We start from the raw sequence: 18,753 nt of genomic DNA on the forward strand, positions 1-18,753 counted from the left end.
GACAGGTCAGTCGAACCAGCGCCTCAGCGCCGCTCTCTCCACCACAGCCCCAGCATGGCCAGTGCGAATACCACGGCAAACGGCCAGGGCGGCAGCATCCGCTCGGCTTGCGTCATCGGCACCGGGGTGCGCGCCGCATAGTGGGTAGTAGCATCGCGCCGCTCGGCGGCCTGCCACAGCGGCCAGTCGCCGGGCGCGTGCACGTACACCTGGCCCGTCACCGGTTTGCTGCCCTGGGTCTGCATGCGCAGCCAGCCCGCCCGCTTCGGCCACACCGCCACGCAGGAGGCGTCGACGCGGTCAAGGCGGCGCTGCCAGGCCAGGGTCTGGCCGAGCTCGGGGAAGCTCACGCTGCCGCGCACGCCGAGGGCGCACACTTCGAGGCGCTGGCCGGGCAGCGGCATCTCGCGTGGCTCCAGCCAGGTCACCTCTTCCAGACGTTCGACGCCGAGCTTGTCGAGCACGCCCTGCCACCACAGCGCCAGCGCGCGCGGTTCGCTGATTGCGTGGCGGTGCCAGTCGGCGGCGCCGACCCAGCCGATGCGGCCCTTGCCCCACTGGCGCGCCCATATGGCGCTCTCCGATCCGTTCCAGGCGCCAGCCTGGCGCGCGGCCGGGGTCAGGGGCGCCAGCGGCAGCGGCAGCGGTCCGCCGCTCATGCGCTCGGCCGGCTGCGCCTGCAGGTTCAGGGCCACCGTGCGCGCCCAGACGGCGGCGTCGTTGGCGTTCGCGCCCAGCACCAGCAGCGCGGCGCCCTGCCCCACCTGCTCCAGCAGCGCCGAGCGGGCGGGGGCGGACGCGCGCTCGAACCAGGCGGCGTCGACCACCAGCAGATCGGGCGTTTCCATTTTTTCGCGCGCGGTTTCGCTGCGGGTGACGGTCTTGCCGAGGGCGACCTGCCAGTCGATCACGGCGCGGCTGTTCGCCAGCAGTTCGTTCAGCACGCGCAGGTCGAACGAGGGCGCGCTGAAGCGGCCGCGCACGGCCAGCGGCCGCGTCTCTTCGACCACCACCGGCACCGGGCCTTCGGCCAGCAGCTTGTCCTTGTCGCCCAGCAGGCGCGCCTTGAGTTCCAGGGTTTCGGCCAGCGGCGGCAGCCAGGTGACGGTGAGCTCGCCGGCACCACTGGTCTCGCCCAGCACCTGGCCGTTCTCGGCCAGCAGTTGCAGGCGAACCGGCGACTTGTCCGTGCGTTTGACGGTGAGCGCGAACATGCGGCCCAGCGGCAGGCGGCGCGGGAAATCCAGGCGCAGGGTGTCGCTCGCCGGCGCGGTCCACGCCAGCGGGCGCGCCTGCAGGTCCCGCCACTGGGCGGCGCGCAGGCCGTCGCCATCGACCTGCACGCTGCGTACGCCTTCCAGCGATACGGGCGGCCGGTTGGCGTCGACCGTCAGGGTGCGGCCGGCCTCGCCGGGCAGCGTCAGGCCGCCGGCCAGCAGCGCCAGCGCGGTGGCGGCAATGGCCGACAGCAGGGCGTCGAGCCAGCGGCGGCGCCACAGGTAGAGCAGCACGCTGGCAAGGCCGATGAAGGCAATCGCGTAGATCATTTGGCCGCTCCTTCGCTCCAGGCGCGCGTGAACGGCGTGCGTGCAACCGGTTTCGCTTGCAGCAGCACGGGCGCCTGCGCAATGCCGGCGCGCAGCCAGGCACGCAGCGCCGGGCGGCAGCGCAGGCAGCCGTCCTGCACGTCCTGGATCGTGCGCTGGGCGCCGAGCCACTGCTCGTCGTTTGTCAGGCGCTCGCTCACCCAGTCGTGGGCAGTGCGCGTCCACAGGGCCGGCAGCGGCCCCTCGTTCGACAGCGCCGCCACCAGTTCGCGCAGCGGCGCGGGAATTGCCTCGTCGGCCCCGCCCTGCTCGCGTCCGTAGCTGGCGGCGCCGATCACGTCGCCCGTCATGCGGATCTCTTCCTTGATCGGCGGCGGCACGAAGGCGGTCTTGTGCAGGTAGATGCGGTCGGCCTGCTGCAGCTCCTTGATCGCTTCGAGCGCCTTGTGTTCGGGCCCGAGCGCCGCCTTCGGACTAATTGCGCGCAGCGCCTTCTCGGCATCCCACATCGCCACCAGCGCGCGGCGCAGGATGGTCTTCGTTTTTTCGTCGTACAAGGTCGCGTTTTCCGCTTCGTCGTGGGCGTGGCCGTACTGGTGCAGGATGTCCTGGGTGCCGCCCGCCTCGCCATGACCGCCAGGCTCGTCATGGTCGTCGTGCTCTTCTCCGCCGAACAGCGACGATTCCTCGCCCAGGAACTGGCCGTAGCGGCGGCGCAGCTGTCCCTGGTCGCCGGCGATCTTCTCGCTGCGCTCGCGCACCTCGTCGGCGCCGATGCGGGTCGACTTCATGTCGGCGACCAGCTGCTCGGTGTCGATGATGATCTGGCGCTGGCTGCGCAGGCTCTGGGGCTTGACCAGGACCGGCATGGCGGTTGTTTCCTCGTCGTCCTCGACCTCGGGCGCCGGCAGGCGCAGCGTGTAGGTTGCCGACTGCACCGTGTGCGGACGCGCTGCGTTGTCCGTGGCGCGCACAAAGAAGTACAGCTCGTCGCCCGGCTCCATGCCCAGTTCAAGCAGGGTCCAGGTCTTGGCCCAGTTGCGCACTTTCGGGTCGTTCGAGGCCGGCAGCGGCATTTCGCGGTCGGTGAACTTGATGTTCTCTCCGCTGCCGCGCGCCAGCGTCAGGTGCAGGGTCGCGCGCCGTACGGCGTAATCGTCGCGCACGCTGAGCGCCATCGCAGCCGTGGTGGCGCCCTCCTTCAGTTCCTGGATCATCTGGGTCGGCTTCGAGATCGTGATCAGCGGCGCCGCATCGGGCGTCACGCGCAGCAGGTAGCGGTTGCCGCGCCAGCGCCAGAACAGCGACTCGGTCGCGACCAGGGTCGCGCATTGGTCTCCGGCGACCAGAGTGCGGCCGTCGCTCAGCTCCAGCGTGGTGCTGCCCGCGGCCGGGTTCTTCAGACACCATTCCACCCTGCTGCCCTCGGGCAGGTCGATGTTGCGCGGCGCGCCGCTCGTGCGCGCGGCGCCGGTGTAGGCCGGCGGCGTGGCGGTCACATTCAATTCCGGCAGCACGACGGCTTTCGCCAGCTGCACGCCGGGCGGGGCCGCCTGGGCCGTGGCGGCCGGCTTCTGGCCGAAGAACCAGATCACGGCCGCCAGCGCGAGCCAGGGCAGCAGCCAGAACAGGCCGGTGTCCACGCGCGGGCGCACGACGCGACGCACGGCCTGCTTGTCGAGGGCGCTGTCGATGCGCGCCAGCAGGCGCTCGCGCTGCAGTTTCGCCAGCGGCGTGTCGGCCTCGACCAAGGGTTCGGCTAACAGCGCACTGCTGTCTTCCAGCTCGGGCACGGCGGCGTCGAGCCAGCCGGCCCAGCCGCGCGCCACCTGCTGGCGCAGGCGCGCGCCGTCCCACATGCAGAAGGCCACCCAGGCCAGCAGGCCGGGCAGCAGGCGCAGCGACAGCCAGGGCAAGGTGCCGAGCACCCACAGCGGCAGGCGCCGCAACAGGGCCGCGCGCCACAGGCGGCGGGTGATGTCAGCGTCGCCGTGCATGGGTCAACAACCTCTCCAGAGCAAACAGGATAATCAGCGCCATCATCAGCATGTCGCGCAGCGCACCGCTGGCGTAATGGACAGCCGGCGCGGCCGACGGCGCGAACGTCATCGGAGGCGCCGTGTACGCCACGGGCGCGTAGTGCAGCGCGCGCCAGGTTTCCAGCAGGCGGCGCGCCGCGTTCGGGTCGGCCGGCGGCCAGGCGCTTGAAGTCCAGACCCGCCCGCGCGCGCTGTCGGCGTAGCGGATGCCGTCCACGCTGTTTGCCTTCGCCAGTTCGGGGAAGGCGCTATCGCTCGTCACCCACCACAGCGGCGCGCGCAGGGCCGACGGCGGCACGGTGGCTGTGTCCCAGACGATCAGTTCGGTCTTCGCATTCGGTGCGGTGTCGACGACCACGCGCAGCGGGCCGTCGAGCGCGGCGAACATGCGCCGCCACTCGAGCGCACGCTCGCCGACGATCGCCACATGCACCTCGCGCCGCGCCGCCGCTGGCGCCAGCGTGCGCAGCGCGACCGGATGGCGGAACTGCGGCAACGTGGCCGGCATCGGGATGTCGCCCAGCACCAGCAGGCGTGCCCCGGATTCGAATTCGCGCTCGTGCGCACGCACCCAGGACAGGGCTTCGTGCGCCGGCAAGGGCAGGCGCGTGGCCTCCGCGAACCCGGCCGCCTTCACTTCGCGCTCGACCCAGCCCGGGTCCGTGCCCTGCGCCACCACGACGGTATTGCCGCGCCACGGGAACACGGGATCGGCCAGCCACGCGATCGCGCAGGCCAGCAGCAGGCAGCGCAGGATCAATAAGACGATGTCGGACCAGCGCCAGACCCGCATTTGCCGCGGCTCGGCGCGCGGCAGGAAGCGCGCGCTGGCCAGCGGCTCGGCTTTCACCTGGACGCGCTTCTTGCGATGCCACCAGACCGGCAGCAGCAGGGTCGGCAGCGCCAGCCACCAGAGGCTGCTCATCGACTCGATCATCGGCGGCCTCCCTGCGCCTGGCGCAGCCATGCGCGCAGCACCTCGCCCGGCGCCTGCTCGATGCGGGCGGCCACCAGCGGCAGGTCGCTTGCGCGTAGAGCAGCCGTCACGGCCGCGAAATGGGCTTCCCGGTTGCGCAGGTAACCCTCGCGCAGGTCGGCACCGAAGCGGAACACGCCGCCCTCGGCTTCCGGGTCGCGATAGGCGGGATCGGCATCGAAGCTGCCCGTGCACTCCGCCTCGGTCTGCAGGCAGACGGCACGCACGTCGTGGCGCATGTGGCGCAGGCGCACCAGGGCTTCCGACAGCGGCGAGGGCCAGTCGAGGAAATCGGTGGCGGCAAAGATGAGGGAGGGCGATCCGGTAAAACGCAGGCCGGATCTCAGCGTCTCGGCGTCCGGCAGGCCGCCTTCGGCCTGAACCGCCGTCAGCCTGGCGAGCACCCTTTGCAGCTGGCGCGGGCCGCGCGCGGCGGGCACGAACTGCACCCGCCCGTTACTCAGCACGGCCAGCCCGAAGGCATCGCCCTGGCGCTGGGCAATCGCCGCCACGCAGGCCAGCAGGGTGCGCGCGTAGCCCAGCTTGTCGAGGCCCGGGATGCTGCGGCTCGGTTCCGCCATCGAGGCGCTGGCGTCCAGCAGCAGCCAGACCGCGACATGGCTGTCGCGCTCGGCCTCGCGCACATAGTAGCGGTCGGCGCGCGCCAGCAGTTTCCAGTCGACGCGGCGCCACTCGTCGCCGGGCGCATAGGCCCGGTACTCGGAGAATTCGACGCCGGCGCCGCGTTCGCGGCCGGCGTGGATGCCCTGCCCCAGGCCCGCCAGCACGTGCCGGATGACGATCTCGAGCTTGGTCGTGTGCGCGATCAGCGCCGAACTCGCGAGCACCCTAGTCGACCTTGATCTCGGTGCGGATCGCCTGCAGGATGTCGGCCATCGCCACGCCGTCCGCTTCGGCCTCGAAGTTGCGCAGCACGCGGTGCGCCAGCACCGGCAGCAGCATCGCGCCGATGTCGTCGCGCGTGACGGCCAGCCGGCCCGCCATCAGGGCGCGCGCCTTGGCCGCCAGCACCAGCGCCTGGCCCGCGCGCGGACCCGCGCCCCAGCCGACGTGCTTCTTGACTGCGGCGACCGTGGTTTCCTGCGGGCGGGTGGCGCGCACCATGCGCGTTGCATAGCGCACCAGGTGCTCGCCGATCTCGATGTCGCGCACCAGCTGCTGCAGGCGCAGCAGGGTTGGCAGATCCATCGCCGGCTCGGCGTCCTGCAGGCCTGCATGGGTGGTCTTCGCGACCATCATGACTTCCTCGTCCTCGGTCGGGTAGACGACGTCGATGCGCAGCAGGAAGCGGTCGAGCTGGGCTTCAGGCAGCGGATAGGTGCCGGCCTGCTCGATCGGATTTTGCGTGGCCAGCACGAAGAAGGGGCGCGGCAGCGGATGGGTGTGGCCGGCGAAGGTGACCGAGCGTTCCTGCATCGCCTCCAGCAGCGCCGATTGCGTCTTCGGCGGCGCGCGGTTGATCTCGTCGGCCAGCAGCACTTGCGTGAACACGGGGCCGGGCTGGAAGCGGAACGAGCGCTGGCGCGTGGCCTGGTCTTCTTCCAGGATCTCGGTGCCGACGATATCGGAGGGCATCAGGTCGGGCGTGAACTGCACCCGGCGGAACTGCATGTCGGTGGCCTGCGCCAGCGATTTCACCAGCAGCGTTTTACCGAGTCCCGGCACACCTTCCACCAGCGCGTGCCCGCCCGCCAGCAGGCAGGTGACCAGCAGGTCGACGACCTCTTCCTGGCCGATGATCACGCGCGCCATGCTCTGTTTCAGCGCTCCTACTTTTGCCACCAGGTCGGTCACTTCCGACTCGCTCCAGCTTGTTGTTCCGTGCTCCGCCACTTAGGCTCCCAACGCATATTGAATGATGTTCACTGCAAAACGGGTATTGTCGACCGCCAGGAAGCGCTTGTTCCGGAAGTCGTAATCCCACTCGCAGCCGTAATCCTTGTTCGAGTACAGCACCCGCACGCGGCCGCCGATCTCGATCGCCTTCAGGTATTCGTGCACCAGGTCGTCGCCCCAGCCGTTCAGTTCCACCGAGGTGTTCGGCGGGCCGTCGAACTTGAAGAAGCTCGAGTAGACCGGGTGGTTGTTCGGGATCTTGCGCAGCGCCGAGGCGCCGAAGATCTTCGCCATCTCGGCTTCGAAACTCTTGGCGAACAGGCCGTCGATGTCGTGGTTGCAGTCGTCCACGAAGACGAAGCCGCCGCCCCGCACGTAGCGTTCGAAGTTCCTGCGCTCGGCCGGGGTGAACTGCACCAGCTTGTGCCCGGCGAGGTAGCAGAACGGGGCTTCGAGCACCTTCGGGTCGCTCAGTGCCACCATGCGCTCGGCCGGGTCCACCTTCAGGGTGGTGTACTCGACGAGCGAATTGAGCACGTTGCTGGGCATCCGGATATCGACGTCCCAGTCACCCGACTCGTACATGAGCCGGGTGAAGTAAAAATCAAAACGGGCCATTACACCGCGTCGGAAAGCGAGGTGAAGTTGAAGTCGCGGACCTTCATCGGCGGCAGCACCATCTGGTAAGGCACCTCGTCGCCGCCGATGACGACCGGCTTGCCCAGCTCTTCGACGTTGTTGAGCAGCGTGACCGGGCTCTCGTTGAAACGGAAGTTCTTGATCGGGTACTTGATCTTGCCGTTCTCGACGTAGAAGGTGCCGTCGCGCGTCAGGCCCGTCAGCAGCAGCGACTGCGGATCGACCATGCGGATGTACCAGGTGCGGGTGACGACCACGCCCTTCTTGGTCGACGCGATCAGCTCCTCGAGCGACTTGCTGCCGCCGGCCATGATCATGTTGCCGTGGCCGGCAGTGGCCGCCACGCCCTTCTTCTGCGCCCAGTAGCGCGAATAGTCGAGCGAAGCGATGCGGCCGTTCTTGATGATGTCGGTGCGCTGGCGCGCCTGCATCGTCTGCCCATCCCAGGGGGCGACCGGCACGTCCGGATTCCACGGGTCGGCCCAGACGTTGATCTTCTCGTCGAACAGCTTGTCGCCCAGGCGGTTCTTGCCGCCGGCTTTCGTCAGGAAGCTGCGGCCCTCGTCGGCATCGCGCGCATCAAAAGAGCTGAACATATTGCCCAGCACTTCGGAGGTGGCGGCCGGCTCCAGGATCACCGTGTAGCGGCCCGGCTCCAGGGCTTTCGCCTCGACCGAGCGCAGCGCCTTTTCGATGGCCACGCCGGCCGCTTCGCGCGCGTCGAAACGCGACGCGTCGACCGCCGAGCGCGTGACCCAGCCCGAGCCGCGCCCGTCTTCGGTGCGCACGGTGCAGGTGTAGGCGAGATCGGTCAGCTCCTGGAAGCCGAACACGCCGTTCGAGTTGGCGATCGCCTCGAAGCGCTTGGCGTCGTTGAAGAAGCCGGCCGCGACCAGCTTGGCCTTCTTCGCCGCCTCGATGCTGTAGGCCGCGACCTGGGCGCGGTATTCGGGGTCGATGTCGGCGGTCGCGCGGACAAAGGTCGGCGTCGTCTTGAATTCCTGCTTGCCCACCGCCGGCATGAACTCCGGATTTTCCGGCGCCAGGCGCGCCAGTTCCTCGGCGCGGCGCACGGCCTTTTCCAGCGACTTGTCGTCGAACTCGTTCAGTTGCGCGATGCCGGCCTTCTTGCCGAAGGCGACGCGCACCGTCAGCGTCATGTTCTCGTTCAGGCCCGCGGTCGAGATGCTGTTGCGCGCGAAGCGCACGTTGCCCTCGCGCGAGCCGTTGATCGAGACGCTGCACTCATCGGCCTTCGAGAACTTGATGACGCGCTCGCAGATGCGTTGTGCTTCTTCCTGGTTCAGCTGTTTCATGCTGTTCTCCTGTTTGTACCTAAGCGATCTTGCGGGCGGTGTTAATGACATTGATACCGTTGAAGCGCGTCGTGCTCGAACCGTGCGAGACCGCGCTGACCTGGCTGGGCTGGCCCTTGCCGTCGAAGAAGGAGCCGCCCATGCGCCAGTCGCGCTCGTCGCAGATCGCGCTGCAGGCGTTCCAGAATTCCTGGGTGTTCGACTGGTAGGCGACATCCTCCAGCGGATTCGTGATCTTGCCGTTCTTGATCTCGTAGAACAGGGTGCCGCCGAACTGGAAGTTGTAGCGCTGCTGGTCGATCGAGTAGGAACCGCGGCCGACGATGTAGATGCCCTTCTTGACGTCCGCCACCATTTCGTCCGGGGTCAGGCGCGCCTTGCCCGGCGCCATGGAGACGTTCGGCATGCGCTGGAACTGCACGCTGCTCCACGAGTCCGCATACGAGCAGCCGTGCGATTCCTTCTCGCCGATGATGTGGGCCTGGTCGCGCGTGGCCTGGTAGTTGACCAGGATGCCGTCCCTGATGATGTCCCATTCTTTCGCGCGCACGCCTTCGTCATCAAAGCCGATCAGGCCCAGCGAAGTCGGCTTGGTGCGGTCGGCGATGAAGTTCACGCGCTCGGAGCCGAACTTGAATTTCTTCGTCTGCCACTTGTCGAGCGTGGCGAAGCTGGTGCCGGCGTAGTTGGCTTCGTAGCCGAGCACGCGGTCCAGTTCCGTCGGGTGGCCGACGGCTTCGTGGATGGTCAGGAACAGGTGTTCCGGCGCCAGCACGAGGTCGTACTTGCCCGGCTCGACCGATTTCGCGGTCAGCTTCTCGCGCGCCTGCTTGCCCGCCAGGCGTGCGTCTTCGACGACGTCGTAGGACTTCGTGTAGAGCGTGGTGACGCCGCCGGCGGCGCGCACCTTGCCGCCGCCCGCCACGTCGAAGTATTCGTAGCCCATGCTGACCGGCGAACCGAGGCCGGCGCGCGAGCGGAATTTACCCGTCGCCTTGTCGACCGCGGTGGCGTTGATCGGCGCCCACAGGCGGTGGATGTCCTGGTCGATATAGGAGCCGTCGGTCGAGGCGAAATACTTTTGCTGGTTAATCTGGAACAGGTTCGCCGTCATGAAGCTGGCGCCCGCCTCCAGGCCCGCCTTGTTCGCGGCGATCAGCATGTCGGCCTTTTCCTTGACCGGCACCGCGCGCCAGTCCTTCTTGAACGGCGTGGCCCAGGCCACTTCGCCCACGCCCTTCACCGGCGCCAGCTGCACCGGTTCGGTCTGCAGCTTGGCGTTGGCCTTGGCAATGGCCACGGCCTGGCGCGCGGCGGCGGCGACCGCATCCGGGTTCATGGCGTTGGTCGCGGCAAAACCGTAGGCGCCGCCCGCGATCACGCGGATGCCGACACCGGTCGATTCGGTATTCGTGATGTTCTCGACGTTCAGGTCGCGCGTCGTGATGAACTGGTTCAGGTAGCGGCCGATACGCACGTCGCAGTACGAGGCGCCCGCTTTCGTGGCCTCGTTCAGGGCCGCGTCGGCGAGGGCTTTCTTGAAGCTCACCGCCATCGGATTGAGGAGGTCTTCGGCCGCGATCGCGTTGCCGAACACCGGGACCAGCATGGCGCCCGCCGTGCCGGCGCCGATTTTTAAGAAGTGACGTCGTTCCATTGTGTCTCCATGTCGTGGCCGATGCGGCCACGTTTTCGTAGGGTGGGCACCCCGTGCCCACGCGGATGCATGCGATGTGTTGACGCATCCGTGGAATGCGATGCGATACGCCGTCGCGACGCGAACGTCCGCGTGGGCACGGGGGTGCCCACCCTACGTTTTTACACCGCGTCCGACAGCGACGTGAAGTTGAAGTCGCGCACCTTCATCGCCGGCACCACCATCGGGTTCGGACCCTCGTCGCCGCCCAGCACCACCGGCTGGCCGATTTCTTCGATGTTGTTGAGCATCGAGACCGGGCTCTCGTTGAAGCGGAAGTTTTTGATCGGGTGCTTGATCTTGCCGTTCTCGACGTAGAAGGTGCCGTCGCGGGTCAGGCCGGTCAGGGCTACCGATTGCGGGTCGACCATGCGGATGTACCAGGTACGGGTGACCAGCACGCCCTTCTTGGTGTTGGCGATCAGCTCGGCCGTCGTCTTGTTGGTGCCGGCCATGATGAAGTTGCCCGGGCTGCCGATGGCGCGCTTGTTCTTCTGCTTGGCCCAGTACTGCGAGTACTGGAGGTCGGCCACGCGGCCATCCTTGATCCACTGCTGGCGCTCGCGCGGCAGCATGTTCTGGTCCCAGGGCAGCACCGGCACCAGCGGGTCCCACGGGTCGGACCAGATGTTGACCTGCTGGTCGACCAATTTGTCGCCGACGCGGTTCAAACCGCCCTGCTTCGACAGGAAGCTGCGGCCCTCGTCGGTGTTGCGGGCATTGAAGCCGTTCATCATGAAGTTCATCAGGTCGCTGGTGGCGGCCGGTTCCAGGATGACGGTGTAGCGGCCCGGTTCCAGTGCCTTGGCATCGACCGAACGCAGCGCCTTTTCGATGGCGACGTCGGCCGCCTCGCGCGGGTCGAAGCGCGCCAGGTCGCGCGCCGAGCGGCGCACCCAGCCCGAACCGCGGCCGTCTTCGGTGCGGATGGTGCAGGTGAAATCGAGCGAAGTCAGGGCCTGGTGGCCGAACACGCCGTTCGAGTTGGCCACCGTCTCGAAGGAAGTCGTGTCGGTCAGGAAGCCGGCGCTGACCAGGCCCTTCTTGCGGCAGGCCTCGATCGCGTAGGCGGCGGCCTGGGCGCGGATCTCGGGATCGATGTCGGCGGTCTTCTGGACGAAGGTGTTCGAGGCCTTGTACTGCTGCTTGGCGACGGCCGGCATGAATTCCGGATTTTCCGGCGCCAGGCGCGCCAGGTCCTCGGCGCGGCGCACGGCCTTTTCCAGCGACTTGTCGTCGAACTCGTTGATGCTGGCGGTGCCCTGGCGCTTGCCGAAGGCCACGCGCACGGTCAGCGTGGTGTCGTCGGTCAGGCCGGCGGTCGAGACGGCGTTGCGCGCAAAACGGATGTTGCCGGCACGTTCGCCGCCGATGCTGACGATGCACTCGTCGGCCTTCGAAAGCGACAGCACGCGGTCGCAGATGCGTTTGGTTTGTTCCTGGTTCAGGATGGTCATGGTCGTTCCTTAGCCGATCTTGCGAGCGGTGTTGATCACGTTGATGCCGTTGAAGCGCGCGGTCGATGAGCCGTGCGAGACGATGCTGATCTGCGGCGGCTGTCCTTTGCCGTCGAAGAACGAGCCGCCCATGCGCCAGTCCTTCTCGTCGCAGATGCCGGCGCAGGCGCTCCAGAACTCCTGGGTGTTGGCCTGGTACGCGACGTCTTCCAGCATCTCGCCGATCTTGCCGTCCTTGATTTCATAGAACAGCTGGCCGCCGAACTGGAAGTTGTAGCGCTGCTGGTCGATCGAGAACGAACCGTCGCCGACGATGTAGATGCCCTTCTTGATGCCCTTGACCATGTCGTCCGGGCTCATCTTCTTCTTGCCCGCCGCGAGCGAGACGTTCGGCATGCGCTGGAACTGCACGTTGCTCCACGAGTCGGCGTACGAGCAGCCGTGCGACTCCTTCTCGCCGATGATGTGGGCCTGGTCGCGCGTGGCCTGGTAGTTGACCAGGATGCCGTCCTTGATGATGTCCCACTGCTTGGTCTTGACGCCTTCGTCGTCGTAGCCGACCGCGCCCAGCGAACCCTTGGTGACCTTGTCGGCGTACAGGTTGACGATCTCGGAGCCGTACTTGAATTTCTTTGTTTCCCACTTGTCGAGGGTGGCGAAGCTGGTGCCGGCGTAGTTGGCTTCGTAGCCGAGCACGCGGTCCAGTTCCGTCGGGTGGCCGACCGATTCGTGGATCGTCAGGAACAGGTGTTCCGGCGACAGCATCAGGTCGTACTTGCCCGGGGTGACCGATTTCGCGGTGAGTTTACGCTTGGCGTCGCGGCCGGCGGCGCGTGCGTCGCCGATCATGTCGTAGGAATCCGTGTACAGGGTGGCGACGCCGCCGGCGGCCTTGATCTTGTGCTCGGGACGCGCGTCCAGGTATTCATAGCCCATGCCGACCGGAGCACCCAGACCCTGGCGCGAGCGGAACTTGCCGCTGGCCTTGTCGACCGCGGTCGCGCTGAACGGGGCCCACAGGCGGTGCAGGTCCTGGTCGATGTAGGAGCCGTCGGTCGACGCGAAGTATTTTTGCTGGTTCACCTGGAACAGCATCGACTGCATGAAGTTGGCGCCGCCGTCCATGCCGGCCTTGTTCGCGGCGATCAGCAGGTCGGCCTTCTCCTTGATCGGCACCGAACGCCAGTCCTTCTTGTACGGGGTCGCCCACGACACCTCGCCCACGCCCTTGACCGGCGCCAGGCGTACCGGTTCGGTCTGCAGCTTGGCGTTGGCCTTGGCAATCGCGACCGCCTGGCGCGCCGCGTTGGCGATGCCGTCCGGGGTCATGTCCGAGGTGGCGGCAAAGCCGTAGGCGCCGTTGCAGATCACGCGCACGCCGACGCCGGCCGATTCGGTGTTGACCACGTTCTCGACGTTCAGGTCGCGCGTGGTGACGAACTGGTTCAGGTAGCGGCCGATGCGCACGTCGCAATACGAGGCGCCGGCCTTGGTGGCGGCGTTCAGTGCGGTGTCGGCCAAGGCCTTCTTGGCCGCCGGGGCCATCGTGGTCAGCAGTTCCTCGGCGGCGATGGCGCGTCCGGCGACCGGGATGAGCATCGAGCCGAATGCCAGGGTGCTGATGTTGAGAAAGGTACGACGTTCCATGGTGTCTCCTGAATTCAACCTGCTTTGTGGGCGGCGCGCACACCGGCACTGCCGCGTATGTATGTGTCGATTTCCAATGCCATCGGGAACAAACTGAATGGCAAACCGCTAAACATTAGCAGCAACTCAAGATTTTGAATAGGCAATCTTTGTACCAGCGCAAAGTAGTAAATACATACTTGTGGTAAGCCGCTGACAGTGCGCTTCGTTCGCCCGGAATGCCCTGTCCGCGTAGCGTCCGACCTGTCCGCGCGGACACTTTCGGACAGTGCATATGGCATGCATACGCGTCATGCATACGCGACTTCGCTTGACTGCGCCTGTTGCTTGTTCGATCATCATGCGCGACCCACCACCCAACGGAGACTTCATGAAACGACTGATCCTGGCCGCATTGCTGGCCGCCGGCGCTGCAGGTGCCGTGCAAGCCGACGATGCACTGAAAGCCGTCATCGCCGGCGAGCACCGCGTGGAGAACGCCAAGCGCGACCAATGGCGCCATCCGTACGAGACCCTGACCTTCTTCGGCATCAAGCCGAACATGACGGTGGTCGAACTGGTGCCCTCGGGCGGCTGGTACACCGAGATCCTGGCGCCCTACCTGCGCGACAAGGGCAAGCTGATCGGCGCCGGCCAGGAGATCGCGCCGGGCAAGCGCTACGGCGAAGCGTTCAAGAAAAAGCTCGATTCCAACCCTGCGTTGTACGGCAAGGTGGTCCCGGCCGTGTTCGAGCCGCCAAGCCGCTTCGAGATCGCCCCGGCGGGCAGCGTCGACATGGTGCTCACCTTCCGCAACCTGCACAACTGGGTCGGCGCCGGCGACGAGGCCGTAAAGACCACCTTCAAGGAAATCCACAAGGTCCTGAAGCCGGGCGGCGTGCTGGGCGTGGTCGACCACCGCCTCCCAAGCTCGATGAAGCAGGACGACAAGGCATCGAGCGGCTATGTGCACGAAGCCTATGTGATCAAGATGGCGGAAAGCGCCGGCTTCAAGCTGGCCGCCAAGTCCGAAGTCAACGCCAACCCGAAGGACACGGCGAACCACGAAAAAGGCGTGTGGACGCTGCCGCCGGTGCTGGCCAACAAGGACAAGGACCGCGAGAAGTACATGGCGATCGGCGAGAGCGACCGCATGACGCTCAAGTTCGTGAAGCAGTAAACATGCCGCAGCAGTAGAAATAAAAACGGCCCGGTCATCAGACCGGGCCGTTTTTTTTATAACCGAGTGATCAGGCGCGGCGGCGACGAGCGGCGCCCAGGCCCAGCAGGCCCATGCCCAGCAGCGCCAGCGATACCGGTTCCGGCACTTCCGCTTCAACCACGTTGACATCGACATCCAGCGTCGCGCGTGCAAGATAAAACTCGCCAGACCTGGCGCTCACGGTTGCAATGATGATGCCGTCGTCCTTCAGATCGTTCAAAGCAGCCGTGCCAAATTCAATTTTTTCATTTTTCTCGGCAACACCATTGTTGACTTGGTTGCTTGGCGCTACGTTTTGTCCAGTAACGGCGATCGAATACAGTTCTCTGTCTCCGTTCTTGTCGGTCAGATAGACATTCAAAATGGCAGATACGATATCTGCCAAAGTTGCCGACTGGTCAGCCAGCAGCGTGTTGATATCGAACGTCAGGGTCGTCGAGCGTTTCGCCAAGACATCGTAATTCAGTTGAACGTTCGGGCTTTGTTCAAGTTGTTCGAGAGGAATGACAGTGGCGTTGGCAGAACCAAAGGCGAGCGAGCAGGCCGCGGCGACAACAAATTTTTTCAGCATGTTCATGAGTAGATCCCTGTAGTTGGAGTGACGTTATGTAATTCGGTTTGCATAACTATCCATAGCAGGTTTCATGCCAGAAACTAAATTCCCTTAAGAATCATAATCTTAGGAAACTTAACATCCATCCCGGAAACAGAACTGTAAATATTGCCGACAGATCATTAAAATTTCATATGAGAAATTTTACAATCTTGCGTCCGGTTTTCGCTCGTCTCGCGTTCATCTAGTCCCTACGCTAGTACGCAGTCTCACTTCTCTTTTTGCTTCACCGGCGTAAACAGCAAATCGTGGAAGTCGTAGCTGAAGTCGGTCTCCGTGGACACCGCCTTCATCTTGACGTGCTCGATGCTGCCGTCGTGGTCCAGCGCGAAGGTGACGTAGGCGTCGGCGTTGAAGTTGCGCTCCTTCCAGCGCACGATGAAGGTGTCGTGCTGGAAGTGCTCCATCTCGCCGGTCAGGTCCGGAGTACGCGTGAACGACATGATCAGTTTGTTCCCTGCCCCACGTTTGATCTGCATGGCGCCGTACCAGGGGTCGTCGTACTGCCCTTCGTAGCTGGCCAGCGCCAGCGAGGGCTTCGACGCAGCCGCGCGGGTGGCGGAGGCGCCCTTCAGGCGCGCCTTTTCCTTCTCGTGCGCCTCGTGCTCCAGGTCGGCGATGGCCTTGATCCAGTCGACCGGCGCCGCGCCCGTCATGTACTGGTCGAGCAGGCGGTACTGCAGGGCGTTGAGCGACCCGCCGCTCTCGGCATTGGTCAGGATGGCGATGCCCAGCTTCGATTCCGGCACCAGCAGCACGCGCGAATAGAAGCCCTGCAGCGCGCCGCCGTGCATGGCGACCAGCTGGCCCTTGTAGTCGCGCAGCTGGAAGCCCAGGCCGTAGGCGAAGAAGTTCGGCTTGGTCGCAGCCAGCGGCGGCTTGGGCGTGTTGATCTTCATCGGCGTCTGCGCAGTCCACATCTCGCGCGACTGCGCCTCGCTGAACAGGCGCAGCTCCTTGCCGTCAGCCCCCTGCTTGCCCTCGACCCGGCCGCCGTCGAGCAGCACCTTCATCCACTTGGCGATGTCTTCGGCATTCGTGTTGATGCCGACGGCGCCGACCGCGTTATCGACCGGCATCGACTTCACGGCCGCGATCCGGTCGTTGATCTTGCTGTGCGCGTTCGAAGCGTTCGGGTTGCCCTTGTTCTCGGCCAGGCTGGTCGTCGTCGTGTCCATGCCGACCGGCTTGAGGATGCGCTCGCGCACCGTGTCGCCCCAGGATTTACCGGACTTCTGGGCGATGATCTTGCCGGCCACGATGTACAGCAGGTTGTCGTAGGCATAGCTGCTGCGGAAGCTGGTCGCCGGTTTCACGTAGCGCAGGCGCTCGATGATCTCGTCGGTGCTGAAATTCGTCGTCGGCCACCACAGCAGGTCGCCCGCGCCCAGGCCCAGGCCGCTGCGGTGCACGAGCAGGTCGCGCACGGTCATCTCGCGCGTGACATACGGGTCGTGCATCTGGAAGTCGGGCAGGTGCCGGACGACCGGATCGTCCCATTTCAGCTTGCCCTCGTCGACCAGCATCGCCAGCGCGGCGGCGGTGAACGCCTTCGAGTTCGAGGCGATTTCGAACAGGGTCTGTCCGTCGACCTTGGCCGGCTCGCCGAGCTTGCGCACGCCGAAGCCGCGCGCAGCGATGATCTTGCCGTCCTTGACGACGGCAATCGCGATGCCCGGCACGTCGAAGGCTTGCATGACGCGGGTGACGTCCTGTTCAAGGTCGAACGCCCGGGCCGCCGCGGGCGCGGTGACTGCCGCCGCCGGCGTTTCGGCGTAGGCCGCAGTGGCGGCGGTGGTAGTAGCGGCGGCGATCAGGATCGCGGCTGCAATGCGTTTCATCTGTTGCACTCTTCGGTTCCTTTGCTTGTCGAGCCGTCTCCCGGCCCTTGGTTGAATCTTATTTCGCCATCGCCTTGTCGACGCTGGTTTGCGTTTCGGGGTGGTAGCGCTCGCGCGCCGCCTTGTAGACGTTCTCAGCCCAGGCGCGGTCCTCCGCGTTCGCGCGCAGCGCCGCGTACAGCGGCACCACGAACTTCTGGCGGCCGACGCTCATCAAGAAAGCCTGGAGTTGCGGGCGGATGTCGCGGTAGCCGGCGTGCACGGCCGCGCGGTAGAAGCGGAAGGCCACTTCGTTGTTGCCGGTCTTCGCCAGGCCAAAGGCGGCGTCGAGTTCCTTCAGGCGCCCTGCGTCGGCCTTGTTGTCGATGTCGTTCAAGAACTTCATCCACTCGTTGGCGGTCCAGCCCCTGGTGTCGAGCTGCGCCGTCGGCAGCGTGCCCTTCAGCCAGGCGGCGACCGTCGCGTCCAGCGCCACCAGGCGTGCCGATTTCGCGTACTGGGCGCCGGCCGGGATGCCGGGGCCGTACAGCCATTCGTCGAGCTCCTTCTCACTCATCACCTGCGGGTGTTTCGCCAGCAGCTTGGCGCGCAGGTAGGCGACGAATTGATCGGTGGTGACGCTCTGGAAGGCGTGGCTGTCGAACCAGCCGCGCAGGAAAGGATCGAACACGGCGCGGCCGGCGCGCTGTTCCAGGGTGCGCAGCAGCCAGGCGCCCTTCGGGTAGGCCAGGCCTTCGTCGGTATACGTGCCCGAGCCGGTGTCGGGGTCGCGCGTGACGAGGGCCTGCTTCGCCAGCGGCAGGTCCTTCAGCGACTCGATCGCCTCTTCCTGCTCGAGCTGCAGGTTCATGGTCGCGACCTCTTCGCCGTACAGCACTTCGAGGATGCGCGTGGTTACGTAAGTCGTAAACCCTTCGTTCAGCCACCAGTGCTTCCAGGTGGCGTTGGTCACCAGGTTGCCGGACCAGCTGTGCGCCAGCTCGTGGGCGATCAGGTCGACCAGGCTGCGGTCGCCCGCGATCATGGTCGGCGTAAGGAAGGTCAGGCGCGGGTTCTCCATGCCGCCGATCGGGAACGAAGGCGGCAGCACCAGCATGTCGTAACGCCCCCAGCGGTAAGGGCCGTACAGCGACTCGGCGGCGGCCACCATCTTTTCGGTGTCGGCCAATTCATAAGCGGCAGCGTCGATGCGTCCCGGTTCCGCGTACACGCCGGTGCGCCCGCCCAGGGTACGCGCCTCCAGTTCGCCGATGCCGATCGCCAGCAGGTAGGACGGAATCGGCTGCGGCATGCTGAACTTCCAGCCTCCCTTGCCCGTCGCCTTCGGATCGTTATCGGCGCTCATCACGACGCGCAGGCCTTGCGGCGCGTCGATGCGGGCGGTGTAGGTGAAGCGCACCGAGGGCGTGTCCTGCACCGGCACCCAGGAGCGCGCATTGATGGACTGCGACTGGCTGAACATGAAGGGACGCTTGCCGGACAGGGTCTGCGCCGGGTTCAGCCACTGCAGGGCGCTGGCGGTTGGCGCGGTGCGGTAGTGGATGCGCACCTTCGGCGCCTGGCGCGGCAGGTCGATGCGCAGCGCCTGGCCCTTCTCCTGGTCGAAGGGTTCGAGCGTGTACTTCACCGGCGCCCAGCGTCCGGTCGCATCCTGCGCCTCGACTTTCGAGATCGCCAGTTCGCGCGTGTCCAGGTCCAGGCGGCGCGCCGACTTGTCCAGCCAGTCGAGGGTCAGCTCGGCATGGCCGGCCAGCGTCTTCTTCGTGAAATCGGCTTGTAGATCGAGGTGCAAGGCGCGGGTCTTGACCTGGTCATAGTTCGCGTAGCTCAAGGGGTCGAGCGCGAAGGCGCTGGAGGACAAACCGAGGAGTGCGCAGGCGCTGGCGCGCAGGAGGGTACTGGTGTTCATGTGGTGTGCAAAGGC

The 18,753-nt window shown here is 66.0% G+C and carries 14 protein-coding genes; 1 reads left to right on the top strand and 13 read right to left on the bottom strand.

The genetic code is table 11. The features are described 5' to 3' along the window. Positions 1 to 23: 23 nt before the first annotated feature. From ACWCIA_RS19985 to ACWCIA_RS20030, 10 genes are all read right to left on the bottom strand, one after another. Positions 24 to 1,547, bottom strand: coding sequence for a hypothetical protein (locus tag ACWCIA_RS19985; protein WP_454166131.1), 1,524 nt, complete (start codon positions 1,545 to 1,547; stop codon positions 24 to 26). Further along, positions 1,544 to 3,544: a DUF4175 family protein gene (locus ACWCIA_RS19990; RefSeq protein ID WP_454166132.1), complete on the bottom strand. Its 2,001-nt coding sequence runs from the start codon at positions 3,542 to 3,544 to the stop codon at positions 1,544 to 1,546. Before ACWCIA_RS19990 ends, ACWCIA_RS19985 begins: the two co-directional genes overlap by 4 nt. Beyond that, positions 3,528 to 4,523 (bottom strand): BatA domain-containing protein, encoded by a 996-nt coding sequence (locus ACWCIA_RS19995; RefSeq protein ID WP_454166134.1) that lies wholly within the window; start codon positions 4,521 to 4,523, stop codon positions 3,528 to 3,530. Before ACWCIA_RS19995 ends, ACWCIA_RS19990 begins: the two co-directional genes overlap by 17 nt. Next, positions 4,520 to 5,410 (bottom strand): DUF58 domain-containing protein, encoded by an 891-nt coding sequence (locus ACWCIA_RS20000; RefSeq protein WP_454166136.1) that lies wholly within the window; start codon positions 5,408 to 5,410, stop codon positions 4,520 to 4,522. Before ACWCIA_RS20000 ends, ACWCIA_RS19995 begins: the two co-directional genes overlap by 4 nt. Position 5,411: 1 nt before the next feature. Beyond that, positions 5,412 to 6,416 carry an AAA family ATPase gene (locus ACWCIA_RS20005; protein ID WP_454166137.1) on the bottom strand — a complete coding sequence of 335 codons (1,005 nt, stop codon included), beginning with the start codon at positions 6,414 to 6,416 and terminating at the stop codon, positions 5,412 to 5,414. Next, the gene (locus tag ACWCIA_RS20010; protein ID WP_454166138.1) at positions 6,417 to 7,037 is read right to left on the bottom strand and encodes a DUF4159 domain-containing protein; all 621 of its coding nucleotides are present in this window, start codon (positions 7,035 to 7,037) and stop codon (positions 6,417 to 6,419) included. Further along, entirely contained in the window at positions 7,037 to 8,374 is a 1,338-nt protein-coding gene (locus ACWCIA_RS20015; protein WP_454166139.1) for a TldD/PmbA family protein, read from the bottom strand. The genes ACWCIA_RS20010 and ACWCIA_RS20015 overlap by 1 nt, the downstream gene beginning before the upstream one ends. A 19-nt stretch (positions 8,375 to 8,393) precedes the next feature. Further along, positions 8,394 to 10,031 carry a TldD/PmbA family protein gene (locus tag ACWCIA_RS20020; protein ID WP_454166141.1) on the bottom strand — a complete coding sequence of 546 codons (1,638 nt, stop codon included), beginning with the start codon at positions 10,029 to 10,031 and terminating at the stop codon, positions 8,394 to 8,396. Between the two features lie 161 nt (positions 10,032 to 10,192). Next, the gene (locus ACWCIA_RS20025; protein ID WP_454166143.1) at positions 10,193 to 11,527 is read right to left on the bottom strand and encodes a TldD/PmbA family protein; all 1,335 of its coding nucleotides are present in this window, start codon (positions 11,525 to 11,527) and stop codon (positions 10,193 to 10,195) included. A 9-nt stretch (positions 11,528 to 11,536) separates the two neighbouring features. After that, a complete protein-coding gene (locus tag ACWCIA_RS20030; RefSeq protein ID WP_454166145.1) occupies positions 11,537 to 13,174 on the bottom strand; it encodes a TldD/PmbA family protein in 1,638 nt (545 codons plus the stop codon). Between the two features lie 370 nt (positions 13,175 to 13,544). Between ACWCIA_RS20030 and ACWCIA_RS20035 the strand changes: the two genes are divergently transcribed. Continuing rightward, a complete protein-coding gene (locus tag ACWCIA_RS20035; protein ID WP_454166147.1) occupies positions 13,545 to 14,333 on the top strand; it encodes a class I SAM-dependent methyltransferase in 789 nt (262 codons plus the stop codon). Positions 14,334 to 14,403: 70 nt separating this feature from the next. On the opposite strand, the gene ACWCIA_RS20040 is transcribed toward ACWCIA_RS20035, so the two are convergent. The 3 genes from ACWCIA_RS20040 to ACWCIA_RS20050 all read right to left on the bottom strand — a co-directional run bounded on the left by ACWCIA_RS20040 (position 14,404) and on the right by ACWCIA_RS20050 (position 18,738). After that, complete coding sequence (locus tag ACWCIA_RS20040) at positions 14,404 to 14,952, bottom strand: PEP-CTERM sorting domain-containing protein (RefSeq protein ID WP_454166148.1); 549 nt, start codon at positions 14,950 to 14,952, stop codon at positions 14,404 to 14,406. A 245-nt stretch (positions 14,953 to 15,197) separates the two neighbouring features. Then, complete coding sequence (locus tag ACWCIA_RS20045; RefSeq protein WP_454166150.1) at positions 15,198 to 16,829, bottom strand: serine hydrolase; 1,632 nt, start codon at positions 16,827 to 16,829, stop codon at positions 15,198 to 15,200. A gap of 58 nt (positions 16,830 to 16,887) precedes the next feature. Further along, entirely contained in the window at positions 16,888 to 18,738 is a 1,851-nt protein-coding gene (locus ACWCIA_RS20050; RefSeq protein ID WP_454166152.1) for a M1 family metallopeptidase, read from the bottom strand. Between the last annotated feature and the right edge of the window lie 15 nt (positions 18,739 to 18,753).

The organism is Massilia sp. SYSU DXS3249 (assembly GCF_053668055.1).

Bases quoted from the DNA above. Each gene is read 5' to 3' on its own strand.
- ACWCIA_RS19985 (WP_454166131.1), bottom strand. From the start codon at position 1,547: ATGATCTACGCGATTGCCTTCATCGGCCTTGCCAGCGTGCTGCTCTAC.
- ACWCIA_RS20015 (WP_454166139.1), bottom strand. From the start codon at position 8,374: ATGAAACAGCTGAACCAGGAAGAAGCACAACGCATCTGCGAGCGCGTC.
- ACWCIA_RS19995 (WP_454166134.1), bottom strand. From the start codon at position 4,523: ATGATCGAGTCGATGAGCAGCCTCTGGTGGCTGGCGCTGCCGACCCTG.
- ACWCIA_RS20045 (WP_454166150.1), bottom strand. From the start codon at position 16,829: ATGAAACGCATTGCAGCCGCGATCCTGATCGCCGCCGCTACTACCACC.
- ACWCIA_RS20025 (WP_454166143.1), bottom strand. From the start codon at position 11,527: ATGACCATCCTGAACCAGGAACAAACCAAACGCATCTGCGACCGCGTG.
- ACWCIA_RS20050 (WP_454166152.1), bottom strand. From the start codon at position 18,738: ATGAACACCAGTACCCTCCTGCGCGCCAGCGCCTGCGCACTCCTCGGT.
- ACWCIA_RS20010 (WP_454166138.1), bottom strand. From the start codon at position 7,037: ATGGCCCGTTTTGATTTTTACTTCACCCGGCTCATGTACGAGTCGGGT.
- ACWCIA_RS19990 (WP_454166132.1), bottom strand. From the start codon at position 3,544: ATGCACGGCGACGCTGACATCACCCGCCGCCTGTGGCGCGCGGCCCTG.
- ACWCIA_RS20030 (WP_454166145.1), bottom strand. From the start codon at position 13,174: ATGGAACGTCGTACCTTTCTCAACATCAGCACCCTGGCATTCGGCTCG.
- ACWCIA_RS20040 (WP_454166148.1), bottom strand. From the start codon at position 14,952: ATGAACATGCTGAAAAAATTTGTTGTCGCCGCGGCCTGCTCGCTCGCC.
- ACWCIA_RS20035 (WP_454166147.1), top strand. From the start codon at position 13,545: ATGAAACGACTGATCCTGGCCGCATTGCTGGCCGCCGGCGCTGCAGGT.
- ACWCIA_RS20020 (WP_454166141.1), bottom strand. From the start codon at position 10,031: ATGGAACGACGTCACTTCTTAAAAATCGGCGCCGGCACGGCGGGCGCC.